A 20,040-nucleotide genomic window follows, 5' to 3' on the forward strand; every position below is an offset into this window, starting at 1 on the left:
CGAAGAGCAGCATGTGCGGGCGGCTGGCGTCGACTCGCACCGCCAGCAGGCGTCACCCGCGAACTCGGCGGACATCAGCGCTCACCGCCCAGGTCGACACCCTCACGCGTGAGGTAGTGGGCGATGTGCTCGGCCGTGGCGTCGTAGGAGAAGGTCACTCGTGCGCCGCGCGGCAACTTGGCCTCGAACCGATAGTCGTGCTCAGGGAGATTCGGGAAGATGTCAGCCGCACCCTTCGCGCCGAACATCTGCCGCGCGTCTTCGGCGGCGTCGATCAGGCGCATCGGTGTCGGCATCCGCCAGTCGTCGGGGGTCGAGCCCTTCGGCGGGCTGACCTGCCCACCGCCGCAGTCCTGGCACTCGGACACGCCCAGCGACCCGCGATCAACCGTCTGCCCCGTGCCGTTGCAGGTGGTGCACGGCGGGGCGATGGCATCCACGATCGCGTCGAGCGGTAGGTACGCCTCCAACGACACACTGCCTCGGTCGCACGCCGGATCGTCCAGCCACAGCAACTCGCCCATGGAACGCCGATGACCGCTGGGCTCGGCCGGGTTACCAACCGGCCAGAACAACGGCTCGTTCAGCGCCGGGTCTTCCGGGGTGTCCCCACCGTCGGACCGGACCCAGACCGTTTCCTTCTCCGGGATGTTCTGCCACCCACCGGAATGCTGGCTGAGCAGCAGGGTGCCGTTGGTGGGGATGTGTGCGCCGTTCGGGTCGGCGGCATTGCAGAGGTCAAGCACCCGGTGGAGGGCGGAACGCATCTGCTCCGGGGTCATCTGGTCGATCAGGTCGAAGACGGTCACGGCTGCTCACCGACCAGCCGGACGATCGTCCTCTCAGACACGCCAGCACCGCGCAGAAGGCACGACTCGCAGCAGTGGTCACCCTCGGCCGCGCAGTAGAAGTCGCTGGAGGGGGTGCAGGTGTACTCGGCTCCGCAGCGATCGCAGATCACCTGCTTGTAGGCAAAGCTCCCGCAGTTGGCGTGGTTGTTGGGCATGCGTCATCGACTCCAAAGGTTGGAGGTGATCGTCTGGTTGGCTTGTGCGCCGTCCCGGCGGAGGCAGTCGGTGCGGGCGGGATGCCTGCGGGTGCCGTGCCGCCGGGAGGCTGGTTTGACGTTCGAGGCTTCCTGCCTCATGCTCCATCTTATGTACATGACGACGACTTGTACAGCAAAACGCGGGAGTAAAGTGCCCGCCATGGACATCCGGGAAGAGCTTCTGATCTCCGAAGCCCGCGCCAACCTCACCGAGGTCATCTCGCATGTCCGACTGCTGCGCTGGACCGTATTCCTCAAGAACCGGACCACGCCTGTAGCCGCCGTCGTTCCCATCGAGCTGGGGCGCCTCGTACGGCGAGCCGGGGGCGCAGACAAGGCGGCCGAGATCCTGCGTGCCCACCTCGGCCCCGAACCCGGCGACGACGACGCCTGACGCGCTCACCGCGCACCCGCCATCTCGGCAGCCCACCCGGCCAGCAGTCCGCGCCGCTCCGCCAACCGCCCAACGCACGCCGGGCACCATGACAACCCGGCCGGCGGCACCAACGGCATCGGATCCAAGATGATCGGCTCCGACCGGCGGCCAGCCCAACCACCCGTGCCGCACTCACCCGACCGGCCCGCAAACCGGCCGTCCTCCCGCATGATGTGCAAGCGGGTCACACGCCGGGATGCGTAACCCCGGTAGAAGGCACGCGTCACGGCCGCTCACCCCGACCCCGGCTCAGTTCCCGGATCCGCTGCACGACCTGGATCGCGCCCAGGATTAGCAAACTCACCCCGACCCCGAAGTACGGGAAACCCCACACATGCGCGACCGCTCCGGGCATCCCCTCGCCGTCGAACCACAGGCCGGCATGGATCAGCAGGACACCGATGGCGATCCGGTAGGTGGCGTTCATGCGGCCGTCGTCGACCAGCGGCACACACTGCTCCCGGTCAGCCACGGCGACCACCGCCCGGAGATACGCCGAACGACCGGCAGCCGATCATGGAACCGCCGAGGTTGCGGACAGCCTCATCTGGCACCAGCAGATCCCGCCGGTTCGGGTGCGCCAACGCCACCACCAACGCCACCACAAACCACACCCCGGGCTCGGGTGCCGGCAGGTTCGACGACCCGTGATGCTGCACCACGTTGACCGGGATGTCCGCGCCGCCGAACGTCAACGGCGGAAACGCCCGCAGGCGAGTCTTGTCAAGCGGGGCGCGCATTTCCGCAGGGGCGGGCGGGATGACCGCGATCGGCTGAATGCTGCCGGGTTCGATGCGGTCCGGGCAATCGGCGGGATAGACGTGCATGTCGTGCGGGGTGAGGTTGACGATGCGGTCACCCACGGCGCACCGCCCGCTGCCGGGGGATCATCTGCGTCGCGTCCAGCGCGTCCACACACCGGGGCAGCAACTCCGTCACCGGCTCCACACGACGCTGCGGGCCCTGCGACGGATGCCACAACGGCGGCACCACCGCCCGACCCACCGCCAGCTCGGCAGCAACCTCAGCGTGGAAGCGGCGACGGGCGAACCGGTGCCACACTTTCACCCCGGCCACGATCAGCAAGGCACCGAGCACGAACCCGACCGGGCCAGGGTTGAACAGGGTGCCCATCAGTACCGCGCCCCGGGCAGCTCGATGAACTCGGTGTCCTCATCCGACTCCGACCGGCGGTACTGCGGGGCGTGGATCGTGCCCGTGTGCCGAACAGGCCGACGTGCTGGCGGCTCAGTCGCATCCGCCGCCACCGGTGAATCCACCTCAGCCTGCGAGCGTTGCGGCCACATAGCCGCCACCCCGGCGAGGAACACCACCGCCGCAAACAGGATCAAACCCAAAAACGCTGCTGCCACACCGGCAGGCGACACAACGACATGAATCTCAGTGGGCACGGGCGGCCTCCTCAGGCACAGACGGGAAAGTGAGGGCGAGCCGCCCCCGAAGCTCAGTAGCCAGATCCGGCGGCAGTTGCTCGGCGAACCGGAACGCGGCGGCAATACGGTGCGCCTGCCTGCTGCTGGTCACCTCCGCCCGCCGAATCTGCTCAATCAGCGTTTGATTGCCGGCGTCCAGCGACTCAGCCTCACGGCGGGCTGCGGCCAAGTCATCGCGCAGCACCTTGACCGTCACCTCACGGAAGGCGTCATCGCGGCGTTTGTGTGCGGCAGCCCGCTCGACCGCGTCTTCCAGCACGACCACGCGCGACGCCAACACCGCCTGGCTGGACAGGAACGCCCGCACCCACCGCCACCACCTCACCGGGCACCACCCGGCGGCACAGTCGGCAGCAACGTCGTCGGCTCACCGTTAGCGCCATCGCGGGCCAGCCAGTGCAACACCTCGTTCTGTGCGCGAATCTGCTCGTCGAACGGACGCTCAACCGGGGCCGAACCCTGTGCCCGGTCCAGCACGTCCCATGGCAGCCGGTCCGGCATCGCCCCCAGACCGGTGGGCTGCTCGGCGGCTAGCCCAGCATCAAACTCCTGCCGGACGATGTCCCGAACCTCGTCGTCGGACAGGTGCGAACGGGCGGCCAGATGCCGGGCCACATCACCTGTCGTCCACCGCAGCGTCGGGGTGTGCTTCCCGCCGGGGGCGGCGAACCGGTCCCCGCCCCGCAACTGCACCACCAGCGTTGACCACGCCTGCCCCAGCCAAAGCCACCCCGCACCCAGGCGCGACGGCTTCGGCGGGTGCGACGCCGGAAACGCCGTGGTACCCGCCCCAGTCGACTGCTGCCACGCCTGCGCCTGCACCAACACCGGCTGATGCTCGTCACCGATCCGCTCATTCGCGGCCCGATGGTTGCGCCCCGCACGCCACGACTCGCGGGCAAAGAACCCGATCGCCCCCAACACCGCGGCGAACCACAGCACATACCCGGCGAACTCCCACCCGTTCACCGGGTCACCCCCGCCGGCAGGTACGCGGCCACAATCCGCGGCGCCACCTCAGCAAGGTCCGCTAGGTCGTCGACCGTGTCCGCCCACACCTGCAAGTCGGTGCGCGCCGGGTAGTCAACGTCCTCATACCAGGGCCGCTCCAACCGGAAAGCCGCCGCCAACGCTGCCCGCAGACGGTGCAGCAGGCGGAACAGGGGGCGCGAATCAACCAACAGCAACGCCAACACAACCACCAGGACACCCGCGGTCAGCGCGTACACGGTCACAGCGGTGTCGCCCATCACGCGACCTGCTGCCGTGTGAACCGGGCCGGCATCACGTTCGTGTCCGGGGGGCGGTGCCGCCCAATCACACCCTCGGGGCGCACGTACGAGGTGCCCTTGTTCACGCCCGGCTGGCCGGGCCACACCATGCGGATCGTCGGACCGTCCACCTCCCGGGCGCACGGCATGTTCCGGAACGGGACACGGGCGCGACCCATCACCGGCAGCCCACGGACGGTGCCGTGAGGCTCGACCGGGGCGGGCACCGGGGGGAGGGCGGGCCCTTCGTTGGGGGCGATGTGGCGACGGGTTGCGAACTGCAACATGCCGCGCAGCAGAGAAGACAGGAACATGAGGTGGCTCCCCTCGTAAGGGACGGTCAGGGATGGGGGGTGGTGGCGCGCGTGGGTGCCGGAACACCGCGTGCGGCGGTGTCAGGTTTGCGGTCGACGGCAGCCCAGTCGGGGCGCGGACGGTCAACACCCGCGTACCGGGCGGCAAACTGGTGGTCATAGTGGAAAGTCAGTTCCTCGCCCAGCCGGAACACCTCACCGCGGGACCGCTCCAACTCGGCGGCCACCAGCAGCAGCGCCGTCGACAGCAGGGCCACCCGGTGCAGCAGATGCCATCTGCCGGCCAGCACACCGAGGGGGAACATCAGGGCAGCGGCCGGCAACCACAGGCCGGCGACAGCCAACGCCACAGCAGCCGCGAACACGCTGCCGGCCGAATGCCAGGCGAACCGGGTGCTCACCGCACACCCCGCCGAGCCCGCAACCGGCCCGGCCGCACATCACCACTGCGGGCCACCACAGGTTGCCGCCGCTCCGCGACCGTCGACCGCTCCTCACGGGTCAGCGGGTCCACACAGGGCAACCGGTTCGGGGTGTGCACCCACCGGGACACCTCGCGGCCACCGTCAGCCTGCAACCGGACCAACGGCTCACCGCAGTGCACGCACGTACACGGCTGACCCTCATGGCGGGCGCGCATCATGCGGCATCACCATCCGCCAACACGACCTCAACCGTGCGGCGCCCGTCCCGAACCGACTCCTCAGCGGCGTACCGGTCCCGCAACCGCTGCGCCGCCGGCAGATCAGCCGGGCCGAACGGCACCACCCGCGGGGTGCGACCATCGGACGGCATCAACACCAGAACACCGCTCACGCCGCCACCCCCGACCGGCAGCCGTAGGGGGAGCACCCGTCCGGGTCGCCGTTCTCTTCCAGCTCGGCATCGGCAAGGGCGTCGAAGATGTCCGGCGACCGGTCAGCCCACTCCTTGCGGGTGACCCGGTTGATCGGTGCGATGGACAGCGGCAGCCGGGATCGGTGAAGGAACGCCTCCCCGTTGAGCGGCAGGCCGCGGGCGCCGCCCTTGCGGATCGCCTCGTCGAACGCGACGGCGTCGGCCCACTCGTCGGGGTGGTTGTCGCGGAGTTCCCGCCACTGGGCGTTGCCGTGGAACGGGCAACCGATGCACGCACTCTTCGCGGTGTCGCCCCAGCCACGGGCAGCGAGCCAGCGATGGCAGTCCTTGCGGCTCATGCCGAGGTCAAGCAGCGGGTATCGCTTGCGGGAGTAGAGCACCCCCTCCTTGTCCGACACTCGGTGGATCTCGTCGGTGGAGAACCCGATCCACTGCTCTGCCACCCGGCCCTTCGGCACTCGGCGGAAGTCGGGGGCTTCGGCGCCGAGCAGTTCGCGGACCTTCCGGCCGATCGGAGCGAGCTTGTACTCGCTGGTGCACTGTCGGCGGCCCATGCCGTCGGAGCCGTCGGGGTTGCGGACGAAGTAGGGGATGGAGGCGTAGCGGTGCTCGGGGTCGAGGAAATCGTGGCGGAGGTTGCCGTTGCTGACCCGGTGCAGCGGGATACCGGCCGCGTCGAGCACCTTCGCCAGTCGGTCGACTTGGTCGTACACCTTGCGGGGCTCCCAGCCAGTGTCGGCGAAGATCGCGCCGTCGACCTTGGGAAGAGTGCCGTCGGCGGTCATGAGCGCCAGAACGGTGGACTGAACTCCTGCGCCCAGGCTGAGCAGGCGCATCGTCGGGGCGCTCACACCATCACCCCGCCCGACATGAACAGCAGCGCCGACAGCAGCACAGCGGTGGCCACGGCGGCGGCAATGAAGATCCACCGCCAGTGGCGTCGGGACTCCATCGCCCGCCACTCCTCACGCGACGCACGAACCTCCGACTCCCGCATCGACGGGATTGCGTCCGCGAACTCCCGGCCCCGGGTCACGCCGCCACCTCCGAGTGCAGCGCCGCCCGCAGACGCCGGCCAATCCACTCACCGACCTGCGGCGAAACAGCATTACCGAATCCGTCCACCTGATCCCGGGCGGAACCCCACACCACGAAAGTGCCTTGGTGGTCGGGGAAGTCCACGTCGAACCCGCACCCGCGACCAACCTCGTGCGGGCCGAGCATTCGGAAATAGCAGTCGTCCAACGTCAGCTCAGCGAGCGCAGCACGCCACTCAGCGTTCGCCCGAGGGCTCGTGTCGTTCCGCTCAGCCCAACCCGAGAACAGCAAGCCCTGGTTGGCCGAGGATGCAACAACAGTGCGAAGCGGCTCACTGACGGGGAAGACGCGGCGGTCGGTGCCCTCGTTCTTTTGAATCACACCAACCGCGGTCAGTAGCCCGGGGATCTGATCGGAGGTCACCGTCGGTATCGCCTCCGCATGCACCGTCGGCAAAGTGTTCTTGCGGAACGGGACCACGCCAGCCGACAGGAGGCTGAGAGTTTCCGAGCCGCCCTGAGTCGGCAGAGCCTCATCCACACCCCGAGGTGCGCCCTGAAAGTTGTTGACCGCGGCGAACAGCATCGCCTTCTCATGAGTGGTCGTGACCGTGTCCATCGGTCGGGACAGGTGCTGGCCGTCGCCGTTGTGTCGGTGCGCGGCAAACACCTGGCCCGTGACCGCGACGGGCGGAGCGAGCAGGCCGACCCCACCTCCGGCCCCAGCCGGGGCAGTGCCGGTCGAGAGGAGCGCCGTTTCCTGCTGGCTGGTCTGCGTCGCCATCGGTTGCCACGGATGCCGCTCCACACCACGCACCGCCTTTGCGGGCATGAGAATCGCCGGGAAGTCGGCGAAACGCTGCCGGCACCGCTCCGAGCGGGCGAGAGTCGCCAGAGCGAGAGGGCCCGTCGAGCCGTCCCGGTGCAGCTTGTGCGGCTTGTCGCCGATGCGGGTGCCGAGGTTGGTGAGGTCAAGCGCGTTGAGCGACGGGCTCATCGGCGGAATGACCTCGTCGCGGCAGCGAGGACACCTGTAGTTGTACTGCTTGCCGTAGTTCACCGACCCGGATAGTGGGATGCCGGTCTTCCACGTCCACACCGCCGGCACGATCTCGGAGCAACGGCCGCACCACGACGCCGGCCGGTGCTCCAGGTCCGGCGCAGGGATGCTCTTGTCCCAGAAACCGATGTAGATCCGGTTCCGCGACTGCGATACCCCGAAGAACATCGAGTTCAGGTACATCACCTTGTGCCGGTAGCCCAGGTTGTCGAACTGCTTGAGCCACCACCGGTACGTTGACCCGTCGCCGACCTTCGACCGTCCGGGAATGGCAGGCCCCCACGACGTCAGCTCCGTGGTGCACTCCACGAGGATCATGCGCGGGTGGTGCTCGGCGGCGTAATGCAGCACGCAGTTGGCCGTCGCCCGGTCCCGCTCGGAGCGTGTCACCCGCTCCTCGAACTCCGGGTCGTCGAGGTCGAACAGGCTCATCCGCTGCGCGTACGCCTTCTGCGTGTTGGCCTGCGAGTGGTTCACGCAGCTAACGCCGGCCACGAGAATGTCGGCGGCCGGAAGGTCACGAGCAGAGTGGTAGTCGGACGACTCTGGGTCCACCAAGTCGGCGATCCAGTGTTCGGCATCAGGGTGGTTGGCCTCGTGAACCTGCACCTTGTAGTCGTTGTGGTTCGCGGCCATGATCGTGGTAAATCCGGCCATCTCGATGCCGCGGGTCAGGCCGCCGAAACCGGAGAACAGGTCGACGGCAACCAGGTCGTCGTGGGCGAACCGGCGACGACGGGTGGCAGGTCGGTGCTGGGCGGTGCGCCGAGCGGTTCGCGCCTTCACGCCGCCACCTCGTGCCGGACCGGCGACACCCGGGCGTCCTCACGCCAGGTCAGCTCTGCGGACCGCTCGCGGTAGGGGACCTGCACCCCGGCGCACCCGCCGAACGGGCAACCGTGCTGCGGCACCGGGTGGGCGAGGGCGTGCGCCCGCTCATCGGGGGTCACCCGGGCGATAGCAGCGAACGTGTCCGCCGACCAGCCCTGCGAATCAGACGGGGATGGCAGCAAGCGGGTAGCGGTGGTGGCCGTTCGGGTGACTTCGTCTATCGTGCTAATAGCCATAGGGCCGAGTCCTCTCGTCCAGGAAGCGGTTCAGTTGGCGGAGCAGCGAACGCCCCCGGATTCCGGCCGCGGGGCGTTCAGCTCGTTCAGGGGTCGATCTGAGGCGCACCCGTCCCGCCCAAGTGGCGGTGAAGCTCGGCGATGCCCTTCGCGGTCACCCGCACCTGAGGCGGGTCCAACACCAGCTCGCCAGTCCTGGGGTGGTAGTGACTCGACGGCAGCTCAGAAAGCCGGCCTGCCTCGATGTGCTGCTGGTAGACACGCCAGCGATGGTCGCCGCGCTGCCGGTACAGCCAGCCCAGGTCGGCGAGCACGGTGAACAGTCGGCCCTGACCGAGTTTGATCAGCGGATCGCGGCTGAGGATTTTCGCCGCATCACCGACAGAGAAATCACCGGCAGCCGAGGCGAGGGTGTCCCACGCCTGCGCCTTCGGAGCCACCGTCGCCAGTTCGCGGGAACGTTCGGCGGCGACAGCCTCAGCCCGGTCCGCCCGGTCCGCTTCCTCAATCACCATCTGCGCCAACTCACGGCGCGACAACTCCCGGCGAGAGCTGATCTCGGCTTCACGGGTTTTCACCGCGAAGTAGGTTTGTGCGGCGGCGATCTCCGCCTTCCTCGGGTCACCGTTCATCGCCGTCAGGTACGCCCCGTAGCGGGACAGCCGGTAGTCGGCGCGGGGAGCACCGCCGGTGCCTTCTTGCCGGAGCCGGCAAAAAGCCTGAGCGGCATTGCCTCCGACGTTGCCGGCAGCGACCTCGGCACGCTCGATGGCGTCCTCGAAGCGGCGCCACTGGTCGTAGCCGAGCAGGGGCATGAGTTCGCGGGCGGACCACCACTCGGTGCCGTCGCCGTCCGTGTGCCGGATGGTGTCGAACGCGGATCCGTTGGTGAAGACGTCGAGCTGAGTCATCGGCGTGCCGCCTCAGCCTTGGCCCTGGCTCGCAGGTTGAGCAGTTCGAGAACCTGCGGCGCACCCTCAACGATGTAGGGCATCCAGTCGCCGACCTCAACCGTGTAGTGGTCGGCGGGCATCGTGAGCAGCCGCTTGGCGGTGCCAGCCTCGTGAATGATCACGTCAGGGCTCATGCGGCACGCACCTCATCCGCCTGGACCGGCTGGGCCGTTGCCGAAGCATGGTCCGTCTTAGAGAGCCGGGGTGAGGCGGCGAGCACCAGTCGCAGACGGTCGACCTGCTCGGCGACCAGTTCGGGTGCAGCTTCGGCGGTGGCCTGGACCAGCCAGGCGGGCACGTCACCCACGGCGCATCTTCACGATGAACGCGTCGTCGACAGAGCAGCCCAGCCGGTCAGCGATGCTCTGGGCGCGGCAGGCGCAGATGCTGGTGGCCTCGCCGAAAAGGCGGTAGTAGGTGCGGCGGGCGAGTCCGAGGGCCGTCCATGCCGCTTCGTCGGTCGGCCAGCCGTTGCGTCCCTTGGCCTCTTCGACGGCGTCGCGCCGAAGTTGGTACCGGGCGGAAGGGTCGTGGCTGGCCCGTACGGTGAGTGTTGATGGGCCTCGCATGGCACTTATTCAAGCAGTGCCATGCGTGGCACGCAAGGCGCGACACGCGAAAACCTTAATTGTCTTTATCGATGTATTCTGAGCGCCTGACGTGTGGTCGACCGGCGCTGGGGAGCACAACATGACGACACACACCACGGGCCATCCACGGCACATGCCATCCGTGGCACCCCCGGGGAACCTGTCGGGCACTTATCGTGACGCCGTGCCCATCAGCGACAGCGAACTTCAACGCCTCGCCAGCCTCATCAAAGCCGGACGAGCCGCACGCGGCTGGCAACAGGAAAAACTCGCCGACGAAACCGGCGTCGGCGCACGCACCATCAAACGGTACGAAGGCGCACAACAACCCCGGCCTGACCGCGAACACCTCATCGCGATCTTCCGGGTGCTCGACCTTGACCGGCGGGAACTCGCCGCAATCCTCGGTATCCTCAGCCGAGACGAACTCGAACTACCCCCCGAGCCTGCACGGATCCTGTCCGCCCGCACCCGGGAACTCCTCGAACTCCTCGAAGACCCCGACCTACCCGACGAAGAACGCGACGCCTACGCCGAAATGCTCCGCGCCCGACTACGAGGCCGACGCCAACGGGGAAGCGGCAGCAGTGACGCCCCCCGCCGGGATGCCCGCGGCATCGGCTAAAGCACCACGCCCTGCTGCCGCCAAATCTGGCCCCACGTCTTTGTGTCACCCCGCCACCGCGATTCGGCTAGGCGCTGATACGACCACCGGCCACCCTTACCGCACGGACTCAAAACGACCTCCGCCAACGCCATGATGACCAGGCGACGTTCACCCACCGGATAGTCCGGCCACCGCTCCGCCAAGTCGTGGGGATCGTAGCCGCGCAGCGAAGCAGGAGTCTGCAACTGTCGAACAGTTGCCTCCGCTGCCTCGATCTGAGGACGCAACTTCCGGGCTGCCGCCATCAAAAACTCCAACGACTCCCCGCCAGGCTGCGACGCAGCCTCCTCAAGCTCCGCCAGGCGCTGCTTCAACGCCGCCAACTCCGTCCGTGCCGCGTCCAACCCCGGACCGCCAACCACCGGCGCGAACGCGGCAGCCGCATCCGGAAGACGCAGACGAGCCTTCACGAACGCGTCTACCACCTCATCCATCTCCCGCAGCGGTGCCGACACGCGCATGCAGCCACGGTGCAAACACTGGTAGCGGTGACGCCCATTCGCCTTCTTTGCCCGCAACACTCGACGGCACGGCCCACACAGGGCGCCACCGCTCAACTGGTAGGCAAGAGACGCGTCGGCGTGGTTGAGTCGCCCTGGCTGCTCCAACATCGCCCGCAACTGGCTTGCCGTCTCCGAATCGAGGATTGCCGGCCAGGCGCCTGCCGTTGCCACCTTCCCCAGATACATGCGGTGCCCCTCGTAGCCGGGGTTCCGGAGCATCCTGTTGATGTGGCCGCCCGTCCATGTGCCCACACCGGACGGTGTGGGCACACCGGCGTCGTTGAGCAGGTTGGCTTGCCGTTGCAGTGGGATGCCAGCAAGGGTGTCGGCGGCCAGGCGGCGGACGATCCGCGCCTCATCCTCGTTGATCACCTGCTCCACGCTTCGGCGTTTGTGGCCGGAGGCCGTGACACTGTTGCTGGTGGGGGCACCATAGATCCTGCTGTACCCGTAAAGCAGGGGGCCTGGTGGGCGGCCTTGATGGGCGGCATCATCGGTGCCCTCCCGTACGCGCATGCGCAGCTTCTCGATCTCACCCTCGGCTGCCACGCCTTCTTTCAACAGGAACTCGCGGTCACGCCACCGGCGGGGGTCGTAGGTGGCCGGCTCGTCGTCGCCGAAGATCCGAATGAGCACCCCGAGGTCCCGGCAAAGATCTAGAAAAGCTACCCACGGGCCCATCTGCCGGTCGGCCCGGGTTACCTCCCAAAGGGAGATCATTTTGCAGCGCCGTGAGCGAATATGATCTAGCAGCACCGCGTAGTCGGGTCGGTCTTTGCGCGCGTACCGGCTGGCTGAGAAGTTCGGATCGACGAATACGCGGCCGGGTTGCACACCAAGGTCGAGGCAGTCGGCCAGCCATCGTCGTTTTTGACGGGCGACACTGCGGCCTTGGTCGGAAGAGCTTTTCCGGGCGTAAAGGTCGGCTACGTCCACGGTCAGTGCATGCGGCGGCATGTGCAGCAGTCTATTCCCAGAAACCCCCCATGTCAGCCTCTGCCTTCGCACAGGGGCAAGGGTTGGCGGCGAGCACCAACTGGGTTCGGGCCGGGTAGACCGTGCCGCCCCCGCTGCGGGTCAGTTGGATGCGGCCGTGTTCCAACGGTTGGCGTAGCGCCTCCAGCGCGCCCTTGCTGAACTCGGGGGCCTCGTCGAGGAAGAGCACGCCACGATGCGCCAGCGACACCGCGCCGGGTCGGGCCAACCCCGAGCCGCCACCGACCAACGACGGCACGGTCGCGGTGTGGTGCGGCGCCTGGAACGGCGGACGACGCAGCAACCGACCGCCCGGCGGCAGCAGCCCGGCGACCGAGTGCAGGGCGGTGACCTCGAGCGCCGCCTCGTCGTCCAGCTCGGGCAGGATCGACGGCAGTCGTTCGGCGAGCATCGTCTTGCCGGCGCCCGGTGGCCCGAGCAGCGCCACGTGATGCCCGCCGGCCGCGGCGACCTCCAACGCGCGCCGGCCCAACTGTTGCCCGGCGACCTCGGAGAGGTCCGGCCCGTCGACGACCGGTGTCGGGGTAGCCTCCGGCGGCTCGATCAGCGGGGTACCGTCCCGAACGAAGGCGACCAGCCGGTGCAGGGTGTCCACCGCTCGCACGCGTACCCCCGGGATGACCGCGGCCTCGGCGGCGTTGCCGACCGGGACGATGACCCGCCCGACGCCGGCCTGGGCCGCGGCGGCGACCATCGGGAGTACGCCGCGCACCGGCCGGACCGTGCCGTCCAGCCCCAACTCGCCGAGGACCACCACCCCCTCCAGGGGGAGCAGCGGCAGCTCACCCGCGCCACCCAGGAGAGCCGCGGCGATGGCCAAATCGAACGCCGAGCCGAATTTCGGCAGCGTGGCGGGCAGCAGATTGAGGGTGATCCGCCGGTTGGGCCAGCGCTGCCCGGAGTTGACCACGGCGGCGCGGACACGGTCGCGGGCCTCGTGCAGGGCGGTGTCCGGCAGACCGGAGATCAACACTGCCGGTAGGCCGGCGGCCAGGTCGGCCTCCACCTCGACCAGATGGCCGGTGACGCCGACCAGCCCGACGCAGAGCACCTTCGCGTAGCTCACGGCCGCGTCACCGATCCTTGCGTGCGCATGTCAGAACGCACCCTTGAGGTGATCCACCTGGGCCGGGCCGGCATCGGGCAGCCGCACCGACAGCACGTCGAAACGCACCTCGTCGGCGGTCGTGCCAGTCTCGGTCAGCCAGCGCGCGGCGAGCCCACGCAGCCGGCGGGCCTTTGCCGGCACGATCGCCTCGGCCGGGGTGCCGAAGTCGTCGCCCCGGCGGGTCTTCACCTCGCAGAAGGCGAGCACCGGCCCGTCCCACGCGATGATGTCGATCTCGCCGGCCGGGCAGCGCCAGTTTCGGGCGATCGGGCGCAGACCCGCCTCGGTGAGGTGCCGGGCGGCACACCGCTCGCCGTACGCGCCGACCGCCTGGTTCCGCTTCGTCATTCCGGCACGGTGCCCGCCCGGGTGCCAGCGCGGCCAGCCCGACGACGGCCCATCTGTGGACAACGGGTGTCCTGTGGACAACCAGACGATCATGCCCGTGCTGTGCTACGGGCATCCCGGGCGGGCGGCCGGAGCTGACCGAGCCGGGGTGAAATGGCGCGGGCGAAGCCCGTCGCATACGGTGCCTGACGTGGACGGACGACGGAGCTTTCCGGAAGATCAGGAGTCGCGCTGGTACCCCGACGAGCGGGGTCGCGATTACGGCGAGTCGGAGTGGCGCGGCACGGGCGAATCGCGGTACCGGGACGGTGAGGTCCCCGAGCAGCGTGGCACCGACGAGGGCCGCTCCGTCGAGGACACCGGCGTCGGCCGACGCCGGGAACCGGACTCCGGCCGCTTCGGCGCGGTCGACGCGGGTCGTTTCGGTGGTACGCCGGAGTCGGACTCGGGTCGTGTGAGCGCGGTGGATGCGGGTCGTTTCGGTGGTACGCCGGAGGCCGACTCGGGTCGTTTCGGCACGTCGGAGCCGGACTCGGGGCGCTTCGGGGCGGTGGGTGTTCCGCCCGTGCGATTCGGTACGACCGAGCCGGACTCGGGGCGGTTTGGCGCGGTCGACCCGTTGGTGGACCCGCGACCGGAGAACGATGGCTACCGGGCGACCCGCTCCCGGAGGGCGGATCGGGACCCCTCGGAGATCTCCGGTGAGTTGCCCGGTCGTCGGGCCGCCCGGGAGTCGGCCGCTGCCCCGCTGACCACCCCCGCGCCGGAGGCCGCCCGCGACACCACGTCCACGGTCGTCCCGCCGGGCGGTGTACCCGCCGAGCCGGCTCGTCCCGCTCCCCTCGGCGGGTACCCGATCATCGAGCCGACCCGGGCCGGCGACACGCCGCACCCGCTGGAGATGCCGACCGGCCCGATGCCGGGGATCGGCCCACGCCCCGACCTGCCCGCTGCGGAGCAGCCGGCGTACGCCCCGGTGACTGACGGCGTCTACCGGACCCGACGGCCGGTGTTGGCCGTACTCTTCGCCCTGCTGGTGTTGATCTTCGAGATTCCTGCGCTGCGGGTGCTGCTGGCAGGCGTGACCGGCGACCCGGTGGACGCCGGCAACGTGGTGGTGGGTATCGCCCTGGTTGCCGGACTGCCGATCTTCGCGACCGGGCTGTACGGGCTCCGAACCGGAGGTCTGGCGCTCGCCGATGGTGGTCGGGGCTGGCTGCGTCCACCCACGGCGTACCTGACCGTCGGCCTGGTGCTCTTCCTCGCCGCCGCGCTCGCGGCCGGCTGACCTGGCACAGCCGACCACCCGTCTCCGCCAGCACCCGTCACGGCCATGCCTTCCGGCGTGTCCCGCGCCTGGTGTGTCCCGCGCCTGGCGTGCCCGCCCTGCGTCCGATGTGCGAAGCCTGATGCGCCGCGCCCGGTGTGACGCCCTGCGCCCGGTGTCCGGCCGCCACACCGGGGCGCGATGTCCCGTGCCCCGCGTCGTGATCGACTCGGTTTTCATGAAGTCGCGGTGTCCGGGCCGTGATCGACTCGGTTTTCACGAAGTCGCGGTGTCCGGGCCGGTTTGACGCACCGGATTTCAGGAAACCGAGTCGATCATCGCGGGGTGCCGCGCCGATCAGCGTCGCGCGTCGCCCGCGCCAGAGGCCGCGCCGCGCTGCCGTGACGCCGCGCCGCCGTGACGCCGTGACGCCGCGCCGCCGTGACGCCGCGCCGCCGTGACGCCGCGCCGCCGTGACGCCGCGCCGCCGTGACGCCGGGTCGTCGGACGCCGCGCCGCCGTGAGGCGCGCTGTCGGACGCCGCGCTGTCGGACGCCGCGTCTGGTGGACCGCCGTGTCCACCCGGCAGGCCTGCGCACTCCGGCGCACCCGGGGGCGGGTGGGCGGGTGAGGGGCGTACACTGGCCAACTGGCGACCGCCTTGTGCGGTCGACCTCGCGCGCCCTCTTCACGAATCGTCGTGGAGCGACGGCCTCCCTGGTCCCGATCTTGATCGGGTCCACCATGGGTCGGCGACCAGGCGCCAGGACGCCCGGCCACCGGCCGGGCGTGACAACCAGGGATCTTGAGGAGTACCCCAACCATGGCCGTCGTGACCATGCGCCAGCTGCTGGAGAGCGGTGTCCACTTCGGGCACCAGACCCGGCGCTGGAACCCGAAGATGAAGCGCTTCATCATGACCGAGCGCAACGGCATCTACATCATCGACCTGCGCCAGACCCTCGAGTACATCGAGAAGGCGTACGAGTTCGTGCGTGGGACCGTCGCCGAGGGTGGCAGCATCCTGTTCGTCGGCACCAAGAAGCAGGCCCAGGAAGCGATTGCCGAGCAGGCGACCCGGGTCGGCCAGCCGTACGTCAACCACCGCTGGCTCGGTGGCATGCTGACCAACTTCCAGACGGTGTACAAGCGGCTCCAGCGGATGAAGGAGCTGGAGGGCCTGGGTGACCTGAGCGGCACCGCCGCCGGTTACACCAAGAAGGAGACCCTGCAGCTCTCCCGCGAGAAGATCAAGCTGACCCGCACCCTGGGTGGTCTGCGGGACATGCAGAAGCTTCCCGCCGCGGTCTGGATCGTCGACACCAAGAAGGAGCACATCGCCGTCGACGAGGCCCGCAAGCTGGGCATCCCGGTGATCGCGGTGCTCGACACCAACTGTGACCCGGACGAGGTCGACTTCCCGATCCCGGGTAACGACGACGCGATCCGCTCGGCCGAGCTGCTGACCAAGGTCGTCGCCGCTGCCGTGGCGGATGGTCTGATCGCGCGTTCCGGCCGTCGCCGGGGCAACGACGAGAAGCCCGAGGGTGTCGCGACCGACGAGCCGCTGACCGAGTGGGAGCGCGAGCTGCTGGAGCCGAAGAAGGCCGACGAGTCGGCCGCCCCGGCGGAGCAGCCCGCTGCCGCCGCCGAGCAGCCCGCCACCCCGGAGCAGCCGGCGCAGGCCACCACCGAGCAGCCGGCGGCCGCCACCGCGGAGTGATCGCACCGTCGCTGCCCCGCCGTCCGTTTTCGCGAACGGCGGGCAGCGACGGTACGCCGGGCACGATCCGCCCGGATCCGGGTAACCGGCACCTCTGACCATCCACACGCCGTCTCAACACCGAAGAGAGAGCCATGTCCCAAATCACCGCCGCGGACGTCAAGAAGCTCCGCGACCTCACCGGCGCCGGCATGATGGACAGCAAGAAGGCGCTGACCGAGGCCGAGGGCGACTTCGACAAGGCCATCGAGATCCTGCGCGTCAAGGGCGCCAAGGACGTCGGCAAGCGGGCCGGCCGTACGGCCGCCAACGGCCTGGTTGCCCACTCCGGCAAGGCGCTGCTTGAGCTTAACTGCGAGACCGACTTCGTCGCCAAGACCGAGTCGTTCATCGCGCTGGCTCAGCAGTTGGTCGAGCACGGCGAGCGCGCCGGCGTGAACACCGCTGAGGAGCTGCTCGCCACCGAGCTCGACGGCAAGGTCGTCGCGGACCTGATCCAGGAGCAGTCCGCCAAGATCGGCGAGAAGCTGGTGCTCAACCGGTTCGCCAAGGTCGAGGGCACCACCGCCGTCTACCTGCACCGCAAGGCCCAGGACCTGCCGCCGGCCGTTGGTGTGCTGGTGTCGTACACCGGCAAGACCGACGAGGCGGGCGACGCCGACGCCCGTGGTGTGGCCATGCAGATCGCCGCGATGCGACCGAAGTACCTCACCCGGGACGAGGTTCCGGCCGAGGTCGTCGAGTCCGAGCGGCGCATCGCCGAGCAGACCGCCCGCGAGGAGAACAAGCCCGAGGCGGCCCTGCCGAAGATCATCGAGGGTCGGGTGAACTCCTTCTTCAAGGACTACGTCCTGATCGAGCAGGCGTCCGTCGCCGACAACAAGAAGTCGGTGAAGCAGCTGCTGGCCGAGGCCGGCATCGAGGTCACCCGCTTCGTGCGGTTCGAGGTCGGCCAGGCCTGAGCCGTCACCGGGCGCCGCGCGCGCCCGAGGGCAGAAGACGTCAACGAGGAGGCCGCCGGTGTACGTGACAGGCACCGCGGCCTCCTCGTCACATAGGGTCGGCAGCGGCAGGTTCGCGGTACGCGCCGCACGGGGCGTGCGCGTGGGGAAGGGCGAGGCGGATGACGCAGGTTGTGAGTGACCGGACGCTGGCGATGGACGATCCGACGGCACCACCGCCGGGGCGCGCCCGCCGGGTGGTGCTGAAGCTCTCCGGTGAGGTGTTCGGCGGCGGCGCGATCGGCGTCGACCCGGACGTTGTCCAGGCCATCGCCCGGCAGATCGCCACCGTGGTCCGCCGCGGCGTGCAGGTTTCCGTGGTGGTCGGCGGCGGCAACTTCTTCCGCGGCGCTGAGCTGCAGAAGCGTGGCATGGACCGGGCCCGCGCCGACTACATGGGCATGCTCGGCACCGTGATGAACTGCCTCGCGTTGCAGGACTTCCTGGAGAAGGAAGGCATCGAGACCCGGGTGCAGAGCGCGATCACCATGGCCCAGGTCGCCGAACCGTACATCCCACTGCGGGCGATCCGGCACCTGGAGAAGGGCCGTGTGGTCATCTTCGGTGCGGGCGCGGGCATGCCGTACTTCTCCACCGACACGGTGGCTGCCCAGCGGGCTCTGGAGATCCGGGCCGACGTGGTGCTGATGAGCAAGAACGGCGTGGACGGCGTCTACACCGCCGATCCGCGGATCGACCCCACCGCCAGCAAGCTCGACTCGATCACCTTCTCCGAGGCGCTGCGTCGCAACCTGCGGGTGGCGGACGCGGCGGCGTTCAGCCTCTGCATGGAGAACGGCCTGCCGATGCTGGTCTTTGGCGCGCAGGGTGAGGACACCATCATCCGCGCGGTGGGTGGCGACAAGATCGGCACCCTGATCACCGCCTGAGTCCCGCCGACCGGCGACGACGACAGCGGTCTGACGACTTTCAGCAGAGCCCACCACGAGCACAGAAGGAGGCGAGGAGACCGGTGATCGACGACACCCTCCTCGAGGCCGAGGAAAAGATGGAGCGTGCGGTTGAGCACGCCAAGGAGGAGTTCGGCGCCATCCGTACCGGTCGCGCCAACGCCGCCATGTTCTCCAAGGTCATCATCGACTACTACGGCACGCCCACGCCGCTGACCCAGATGGCGTCGATCGCGGTTCCCGAGCCGCGGATGGCCATCATCAAGCCGTACGACAACTCGCAGATCAATGCGATGGAGAAGGCGATCCGCGACTCGGACCTCGGGGTGAACCCGAACAACGAGGGCAACCAGCTGCGCATCCTGCTCCCGCAGATGACCGAGGAGCGCCGCCGCGACATGATCAAGGTGGCCCGGCACAAGGGCGAGGAGGCCAAGGTGGCCATCCGCAACGTCCGCCGCCGTGGCAAGGAGGAGCTGGACCGGATCGTCAAGGACGGCGAGGCCGGCGAGGACGACGGCCGCCGCGCCGAGAAGGAACTCGACGACCTGACCCAGCGTTACGTGGCAAACATCGACGACCTGGTGAAGCACAAGGAAACCGAGCTGCTCGAGGTCTGAACATGCTTCGAGGCCCGTTCCCGGAGTCGGGGACGGGCCTCGTGTCGTATCTCAGCAGGGAATCCAGACGGTCCTGGTGCTCTCGGCGAACTCCTCGTTGGTGGTCGCGTCGCGCAGCGAGAAGTGGGCGGTGGCGCGACCGGGGTGGACTGCCGGGGTGATCCGGGCGAAGGACATCCCGAGCTGGACCGTGCCGCCGTCGCAGAGGATCTCGCCGGCGCCGTGGCCCCCGGTGGCCCAGAGGGTCGGCAGGCCGTCCTGCACCAGCGAGGCTGACATGAGGACGATGCCGGCCGGGCAGTGCCGGGCCGTCGCGGTGACGGTGGTCGCCGGGTACGTCACCCCCGGCTCACCGACAGGCGGCTCGAACGGGAAGAGCTCGCTGGCGTGACGATCGATGGTGATCCTGGTCGGTGCGGTGGCCGCGGCGGCCGGTGCCGCTGCTCCGAGGACGATGGCCGCGGCCGCCAGCACCGCCAGACTGATCTTGTACATGTGCGTGCCCTTTCCCCGTGGTCGCGTCGGCGGAGACCGGCGCGGCCCCAGCGGACCACGTCGGGTGTGCCCCACTCAGTACCTGATCGTGCAGCGAACGAGTCGGATCGATGGCTGCGGATCCGCGTACCGGATGGGTCTGTTTTTCGGGCCGCGACGGCCTGCCGGCCAGGGGCGACGCCCGTCGCCGTGCCTCGTCCGCCGTGCCGGTCCGGCGGGTGCAGTAGGCTCGGCAGGATTCCCGGCCACCGGGCGGTGAACACCGGGAATCGACCGACCGTCGGGGCGGTCAATCGGAGGAACATCGCGCGTG

Annotated in this window: 28 protein-coding genes and 2 pseudogenes; 7 read left to right on the plus strand and 23 right to left on the minus strand. The window is 69.1% G+C overall.

Annotation, left to right across the window (positions count from 1 at the left end; translation table 11 throughout):
- Positions 1 to 74 precede the first annotated feature (74 nt).
- Entirely contained in the window at positions 75 to 809 is a 735-nt protein-coding gene (locus tag ACGFIW_RS02000; protein ID WP_393310480.1) for a hypothetical protein, read from the minus strand.
- A gap of 399 nt (positions 810 to 1,208) precedes the next feature.
- On the opposite strand from ACGFIW_RS02000, the gene ACGFIW_RS02005 reads away from it, so the two are divergent.
- Positions 1,209 to 1,442 carry a hypothetical protein gene (locus tag ACGFIW_RS02005; RefSeq protein ID WP_393310481.1) on the plus strand — a complete coding sequence of 78 codons (234 nt, stop codon included), beginning with the start codon at positions 1,209 to 1,211 and terminating at the stop codon, positions 1,440 to 1,442.
- 265 nt (positions 1,443 to 1,707) lie between these two features.
- Here ACGFIW_RS02005 and ACGFIW_RS02010 read toward each other — a convergent pair whose 3' ends face one another.
- From ACGFIW_RS02010 to ACGFIW_RS02095, 18 genes are all read right to left on the minus strand, one after another.
- Positions 1,708 to 1,956 (minus strand): hypothetical protein, encoded by a 249-nt coding sequence (locus ACGFIW_RS02010; RefSeq protein WP_393310482.1) that lies wholly within the window; start codon positions 1,954 to 1,956, stop codon positions 1,708 to 1,710.
- The gene (locus tag ACGFIW_RS02015) at positions 1,949 to 2,347 is read right to left on the minus strand and encodes a hypothetical protein (RefSeq protein ID WP_393310483.1); all 399 of its coding nucleotides are present in this window, start codon (positions 2,345 to 2,347) and stop codon (positions 1,949 to 1,951) included. The genes ACGFIW_RS02010 and ACGFIW_RS02015 overlap by 8 nt, the downstream gene beginning before the upstream one ends.
- A complete protein-coding gene (locus ACGFIW_RS02020) occupies positions 2,340 to 2,618 on the minus strand; it encodes a hypothetical protein (protein ID WP_393310484.1) in 279 nt (92 codons plus the stop codon). Before ACGFIW_RS02020 ends, ACGFIW_RS02015 begins: the two co-directional genes overlap by 8 nt.
- Positions 2,618 to 2,896, minus strand: coding sequence for a hypothetical protein (locus ACGFIW_RS02025; protein ID WP_393310485.1), 279 nt, complete (start codon positions 2,894 to 2,896; stop codon positions 2,618 to 2,620). Before ACGFIW_RS02025 ends, ACGFIW_RS02020 begins: the two co-directional genes overlap by 1 nt.
- The gene (locus ACGFIW_RS02030; RefSeq protein WP_393310486.1) at positions 2,886 to 3,245 is read right to left on the minus strand and encodes a hypothetical protein; all 360 of its coding nucleotides are present in this window, start codon (positions 3,243 to 3,245) and stop codon (positions 2,886 to 2,888) included. Before ACGFIW_RS02030 ends, ACGFIW_RS02025 begins: the two co-directional genes overlap by 11 nt.
- 14 nt (positions 3,246 to 3,259) lie before the next feature.
- Positions 3,260 to 3,907, minus strand: a complete 648-nt coding sequence (locus ACGFIW_RS02035; RefSeq protein ID WP_393310487.1) for a hypothetical protein — start codon at positions 3,905 to 3,907, stop codon at positions 3,260 to 3,262.
- Complete coding sequence (locus tag ACGFIW_RS02040; protein WP_393310488.1) at positions 3,904 to 4,188, minus strand: hypothetical protein; 285 nt, start codon at positions 4,186 to 4,188, stop codon at positions 3,904 to 3,906. The genes ACGFIW_RS02035 and ACGFIW_RS02040 overlap by 4 nt, the downstream gene beginning before the upstream one ends.
- Positions 4,188 to 4,523 (minus strand): hypothetical protein, encoded by a 336-nt coding sequence (locus ACGFIW_RS02045; RefSeq protein ID WP_393310489.1) that lies wholly within the window; start codon positions 4,521 to 4,523, stop codon positions 4,188 to 4,190. Before ACGFIW_RS02045 ends, ACGFIW_RS02040 begins: the two co-directional genes overlap by 1 nt.
- A 26-nt stretch (positions 4,524 to 4,549) precedes the next feature.
- Entirely contained in the window at positions 4,550 to 4,924 is a 375-nt protein-coding gene (locus ACGFIW_RS02050) for a hypothetical protein (RefSeq protein ID WP_393310490.1), read from the minus strand.
- Between the two features lie 238 nt (positions 4,925 to 5,162).
- Positions 5,163 to 5,339: a hypothetical protein gene (locus ACGFIW_RS02055; protein WP_393310491.1), complete on the minus strand. Its 177-nt coding sequence runs from the start codon at positions 5,337 to 5,339 to the stop codon at positions 5,163 to 5,165.
- Entirely contained in the window at positions 5,336 to 6,232 is an 897-nt protein-coding gene (locus ACGFIW_RS02060; RefSeq protein ID WP_393310492.1) for a hypothetical protein, read from the minus strand. Before ACGFIW_RS02060 ends, ACGFIW_RS02055 begins: the two co-directional genes overlap by 4 nt.
- Positions 6,229 to 6,417: a hypothetical protein gene (locus tag ACGFIW_RS02065; protein WP_393310493.1), complete on the minus strand. Its 189-nt coding sequence runs from the start codon at positions 6,415 to 6,417 to the stop codon at positions 6,229 to 6,231. The genes ACGFIW_RS02060 and ACGFIW_RS02065 overlap by 4 nt, the downstream gene beginning before the upstream one ends.
- Positions 6,414 to 8,264 carry a DNA cytosine methyltransferase gene (locus tag ACGFIW_RS02070; protein ID WP_393310494.1) on the minus strand — a complete coding sequence of 617 codons (1,851 nt, stop codon included), beginning with the start codon at positions 8,262 to 8,264 and terminating at the stop codon, positions 6,414 to 6,416. Before ACGFIW_RS02070 ends, ACGFIW_RS02065 begins: the two co-directional genes overlap by 4 nt.
- Complete coding sequence (locus ACGFIW_RS02075) at positions 8,261 to 8,428, minus strand: hypothetical protein (RefSeq protein WP_393310495.1); 168 nt, start codon at positions 8,426 to 8,428, stop codon at positions 8,261 to 8,263. The genes ACGFIW_RS02070 and ACGFIW_RS02075 overlap by 4 nt, the downstream gene beginning before the upstream one ends.
- A 203-nt stretch (positions 8,429 to 8,631) precedes the next feature.
- Positions 8,632 to 9,456: a phage antirepressor KilAC domain-containing protein gene (locus tag ACGFIW_RS02080; RefSeq protein WP_393310496.1), complete on the minus strand. Its 825-nt coding sequence runs from the start codon at positions 9,454 to 9,456 to the stop codon at positions 8,632 to 8,634.
- Positions 9,453 to 9,632 carry a hypothetical protein gene (locus ACGFIW_RS02085; protein ID WP_393310497.1) on the minus strand — a complete coding sequence of 60 codons (180 nt, stop codon included), beginning with the start codon at positions 9,630 to 9,632 and terminating at the stop codon, positions 9,453 to 9,455. The genes ACGFIW_RS02080 and ACGFIW_RS02085 overlap by 4 nt, the downstream gene beginning before the upstream one ends.
- On the minus strand, positions 9,629 to 9,805 hold the full coding sequence (locus ACGFIW_RS02090; protein WP_393310498.1) for a hypothetical protein: 177 nt from the start codon (positions 9,803 to 9,805) through the stop codon (positions 9,629 to 9,631). The genes ACGFIW_RS02085 and ACGFIW_RS02090 overlap by 4 nt, the downstream gene beginning before the upstream one ends.
- Positions 9,798 to 10,067, minus strand: coding sequence for a hypothetical protein (locus ACGFIW_RS02095; RefSeq protein ID WP_393310499.1), 270 nt, complete (start codon positions 10,065 to 10,067; stop codon positions 9,798 to 9,800). The genes ACGFIW_RS02090 and ACGFIW_RS02095 overlap by 8 nt, the downstream gene beginning before the upstream one ends.
- Before the next feature lie 205 nt (positions 10,068 to 10,272).
- On the opposite strand from ACGFIW_RS02095, the gene ACGFIW_RS02100 reads away from it, so the two are divergent.
- Positions 10,273 to 10,713 carry a helix-turn-helix domain-containing protein gene (locus ACGFIW_RS02100; RefSeq protein ID WP_393310500.1) on the plus strand — a complete coding sequence of 147 codons (441 nt, stop codon included), beginning with the start codon at positions 10,273 to 10,275 and terminating at the stop codon, positions 10,711 to 10,713.
- On the opposite strand, the gene ACGFIW_RS02105 is transcribed toward ACGFIW_RS02100, so the two are convergent.
- From ACGFIW_RS02105 to ACGFIW_RS02115, 3 genes and pseudogenes are all read right to left on the minus strand, one after another.
- Positions 10,710 to 12,215 (minus strand): recombinase family protein, encoded by a 1,506-nt coding sequence (locus tag ACGFIW_RS02105; protein ID WP_393310501.1) that lies wholly within the window; start codon positions 12,213 to 12,215, stop codon positions 10,710 to 10,712. The genes ACGFIW_RS02100 and ACGFIW_RS02105 overlap by 4 nt on opposite strands.
- 28 nt (positions 12,216 to 12,243) lie before the next feature.
- Positions 12,244 to 13,320: pseudogene (locus ACGFIW_RS02110) on the minus strand (YifB family Mg chelatase-like AAA ATPase); the annotation flags it as partial.
- Between the two features lie 30 nt (positions 13,321 to 13,350).
- Complete coding sequence (locus ACGFIW_RS02115) at positions 13,351 to 13,710, minus strand: YraN family protein (protein ID WP_393310502.1); 360 nt, start codon at positions 13,708 to 13,710, stop codon at positions 13,351 to 13,353.
- A 153-nt stretch (positions 13,711 to 13,863) separates the two neighbouring features.
- Here ACGFIW_RS02115 and ACGFIW_RS02120 point away from each other — a divergent pair.
- From ACGFIW_RS02120 to frr, 5 genes and pseudogenes are all read left to right on the plus strand, one after another.
- Positions 13,864 to 14,998 (plus strand): annotated as a pseudogene (locus tag ACGFIW_RS02120) (hypothetical protein).
- Between the two features lie 802 nt (positions 14,999 to 15,800).
- Positions 15,801 to 16,700: a 30S ribosomal protein S2 gene (gene rpsB / locus ACGFIW_RS02125; RefSeq protein WP_393310503.1), complete on the plus strand. Its 900-nt coding sequence runs from the start codon at positions 15,801 to 15,803 to the stop codon at positions 16,698 to 16,700.
- 134 nt (positions 16,701 to 16,834) lie between these two features.
- Positions 16,835 to 17,662, plus strand: coding sequence for a translation elongation factor Ts (gene tsf / locus ACGFIW_RS02130; protein WP_357553790.1), 828 nt, complete (start codon positions 16,835 to 16,837; stop codon positions 17,660 to 17,662).
- 161 nt (positions 17,663 to 17,823) lie between these two features.
- Complete coding sequence (gene pyrH, locus ACGFIW_RS02135; protein ID WP_393310504.1) at positions 17,824 to 18,591, plus strand: UMP kinase; 768 nt, start codon at positions 17,824 to 17,826, stop codon at positions 18,589 to 18,591.
- An 83-nt stretch (positions 18,592 to 18,674) separates the two neighbouring features.
- Entirely contained in the window at positions 18,675 to 19,232 is a 558-nt protein-coding gene (gene frr / locus ACGFIW_RS02140) for a ribosome recycling factor (protein ID WP_204943784.1), read from the plus strand.
- A gap of 51 nt (positions 19,233 to 19,283) precedes the next feature.
- Here the strand turns inward: frr and ACGFIW_RS02145 are convergent, their stop codons facing one another.
- Positions 19,284 to 19,727 (minus strand): hypothetical protein, encoded by a 444-nt coding sequence (locus ACGFIW_RS02145; protein ID WP_393310505.1) that lies wholly within the window; start codon positions 19,725 to 19,727, stop codon positions 19,284 to 19,286.
- Between the last annotated feature and the right edge of the window lie 313 nt (positions 19,728 to 20,040).

The organism is Micromonospora sp. NPDC048935 (genome assembly GCF_043197875.1).
In the GTDB taxonomy this organism is placed as follows: Bacteria; Actinomycetota; Actinomycetes; order Mycobacteriales; family Micromonosporaceae; genus Micromonospora.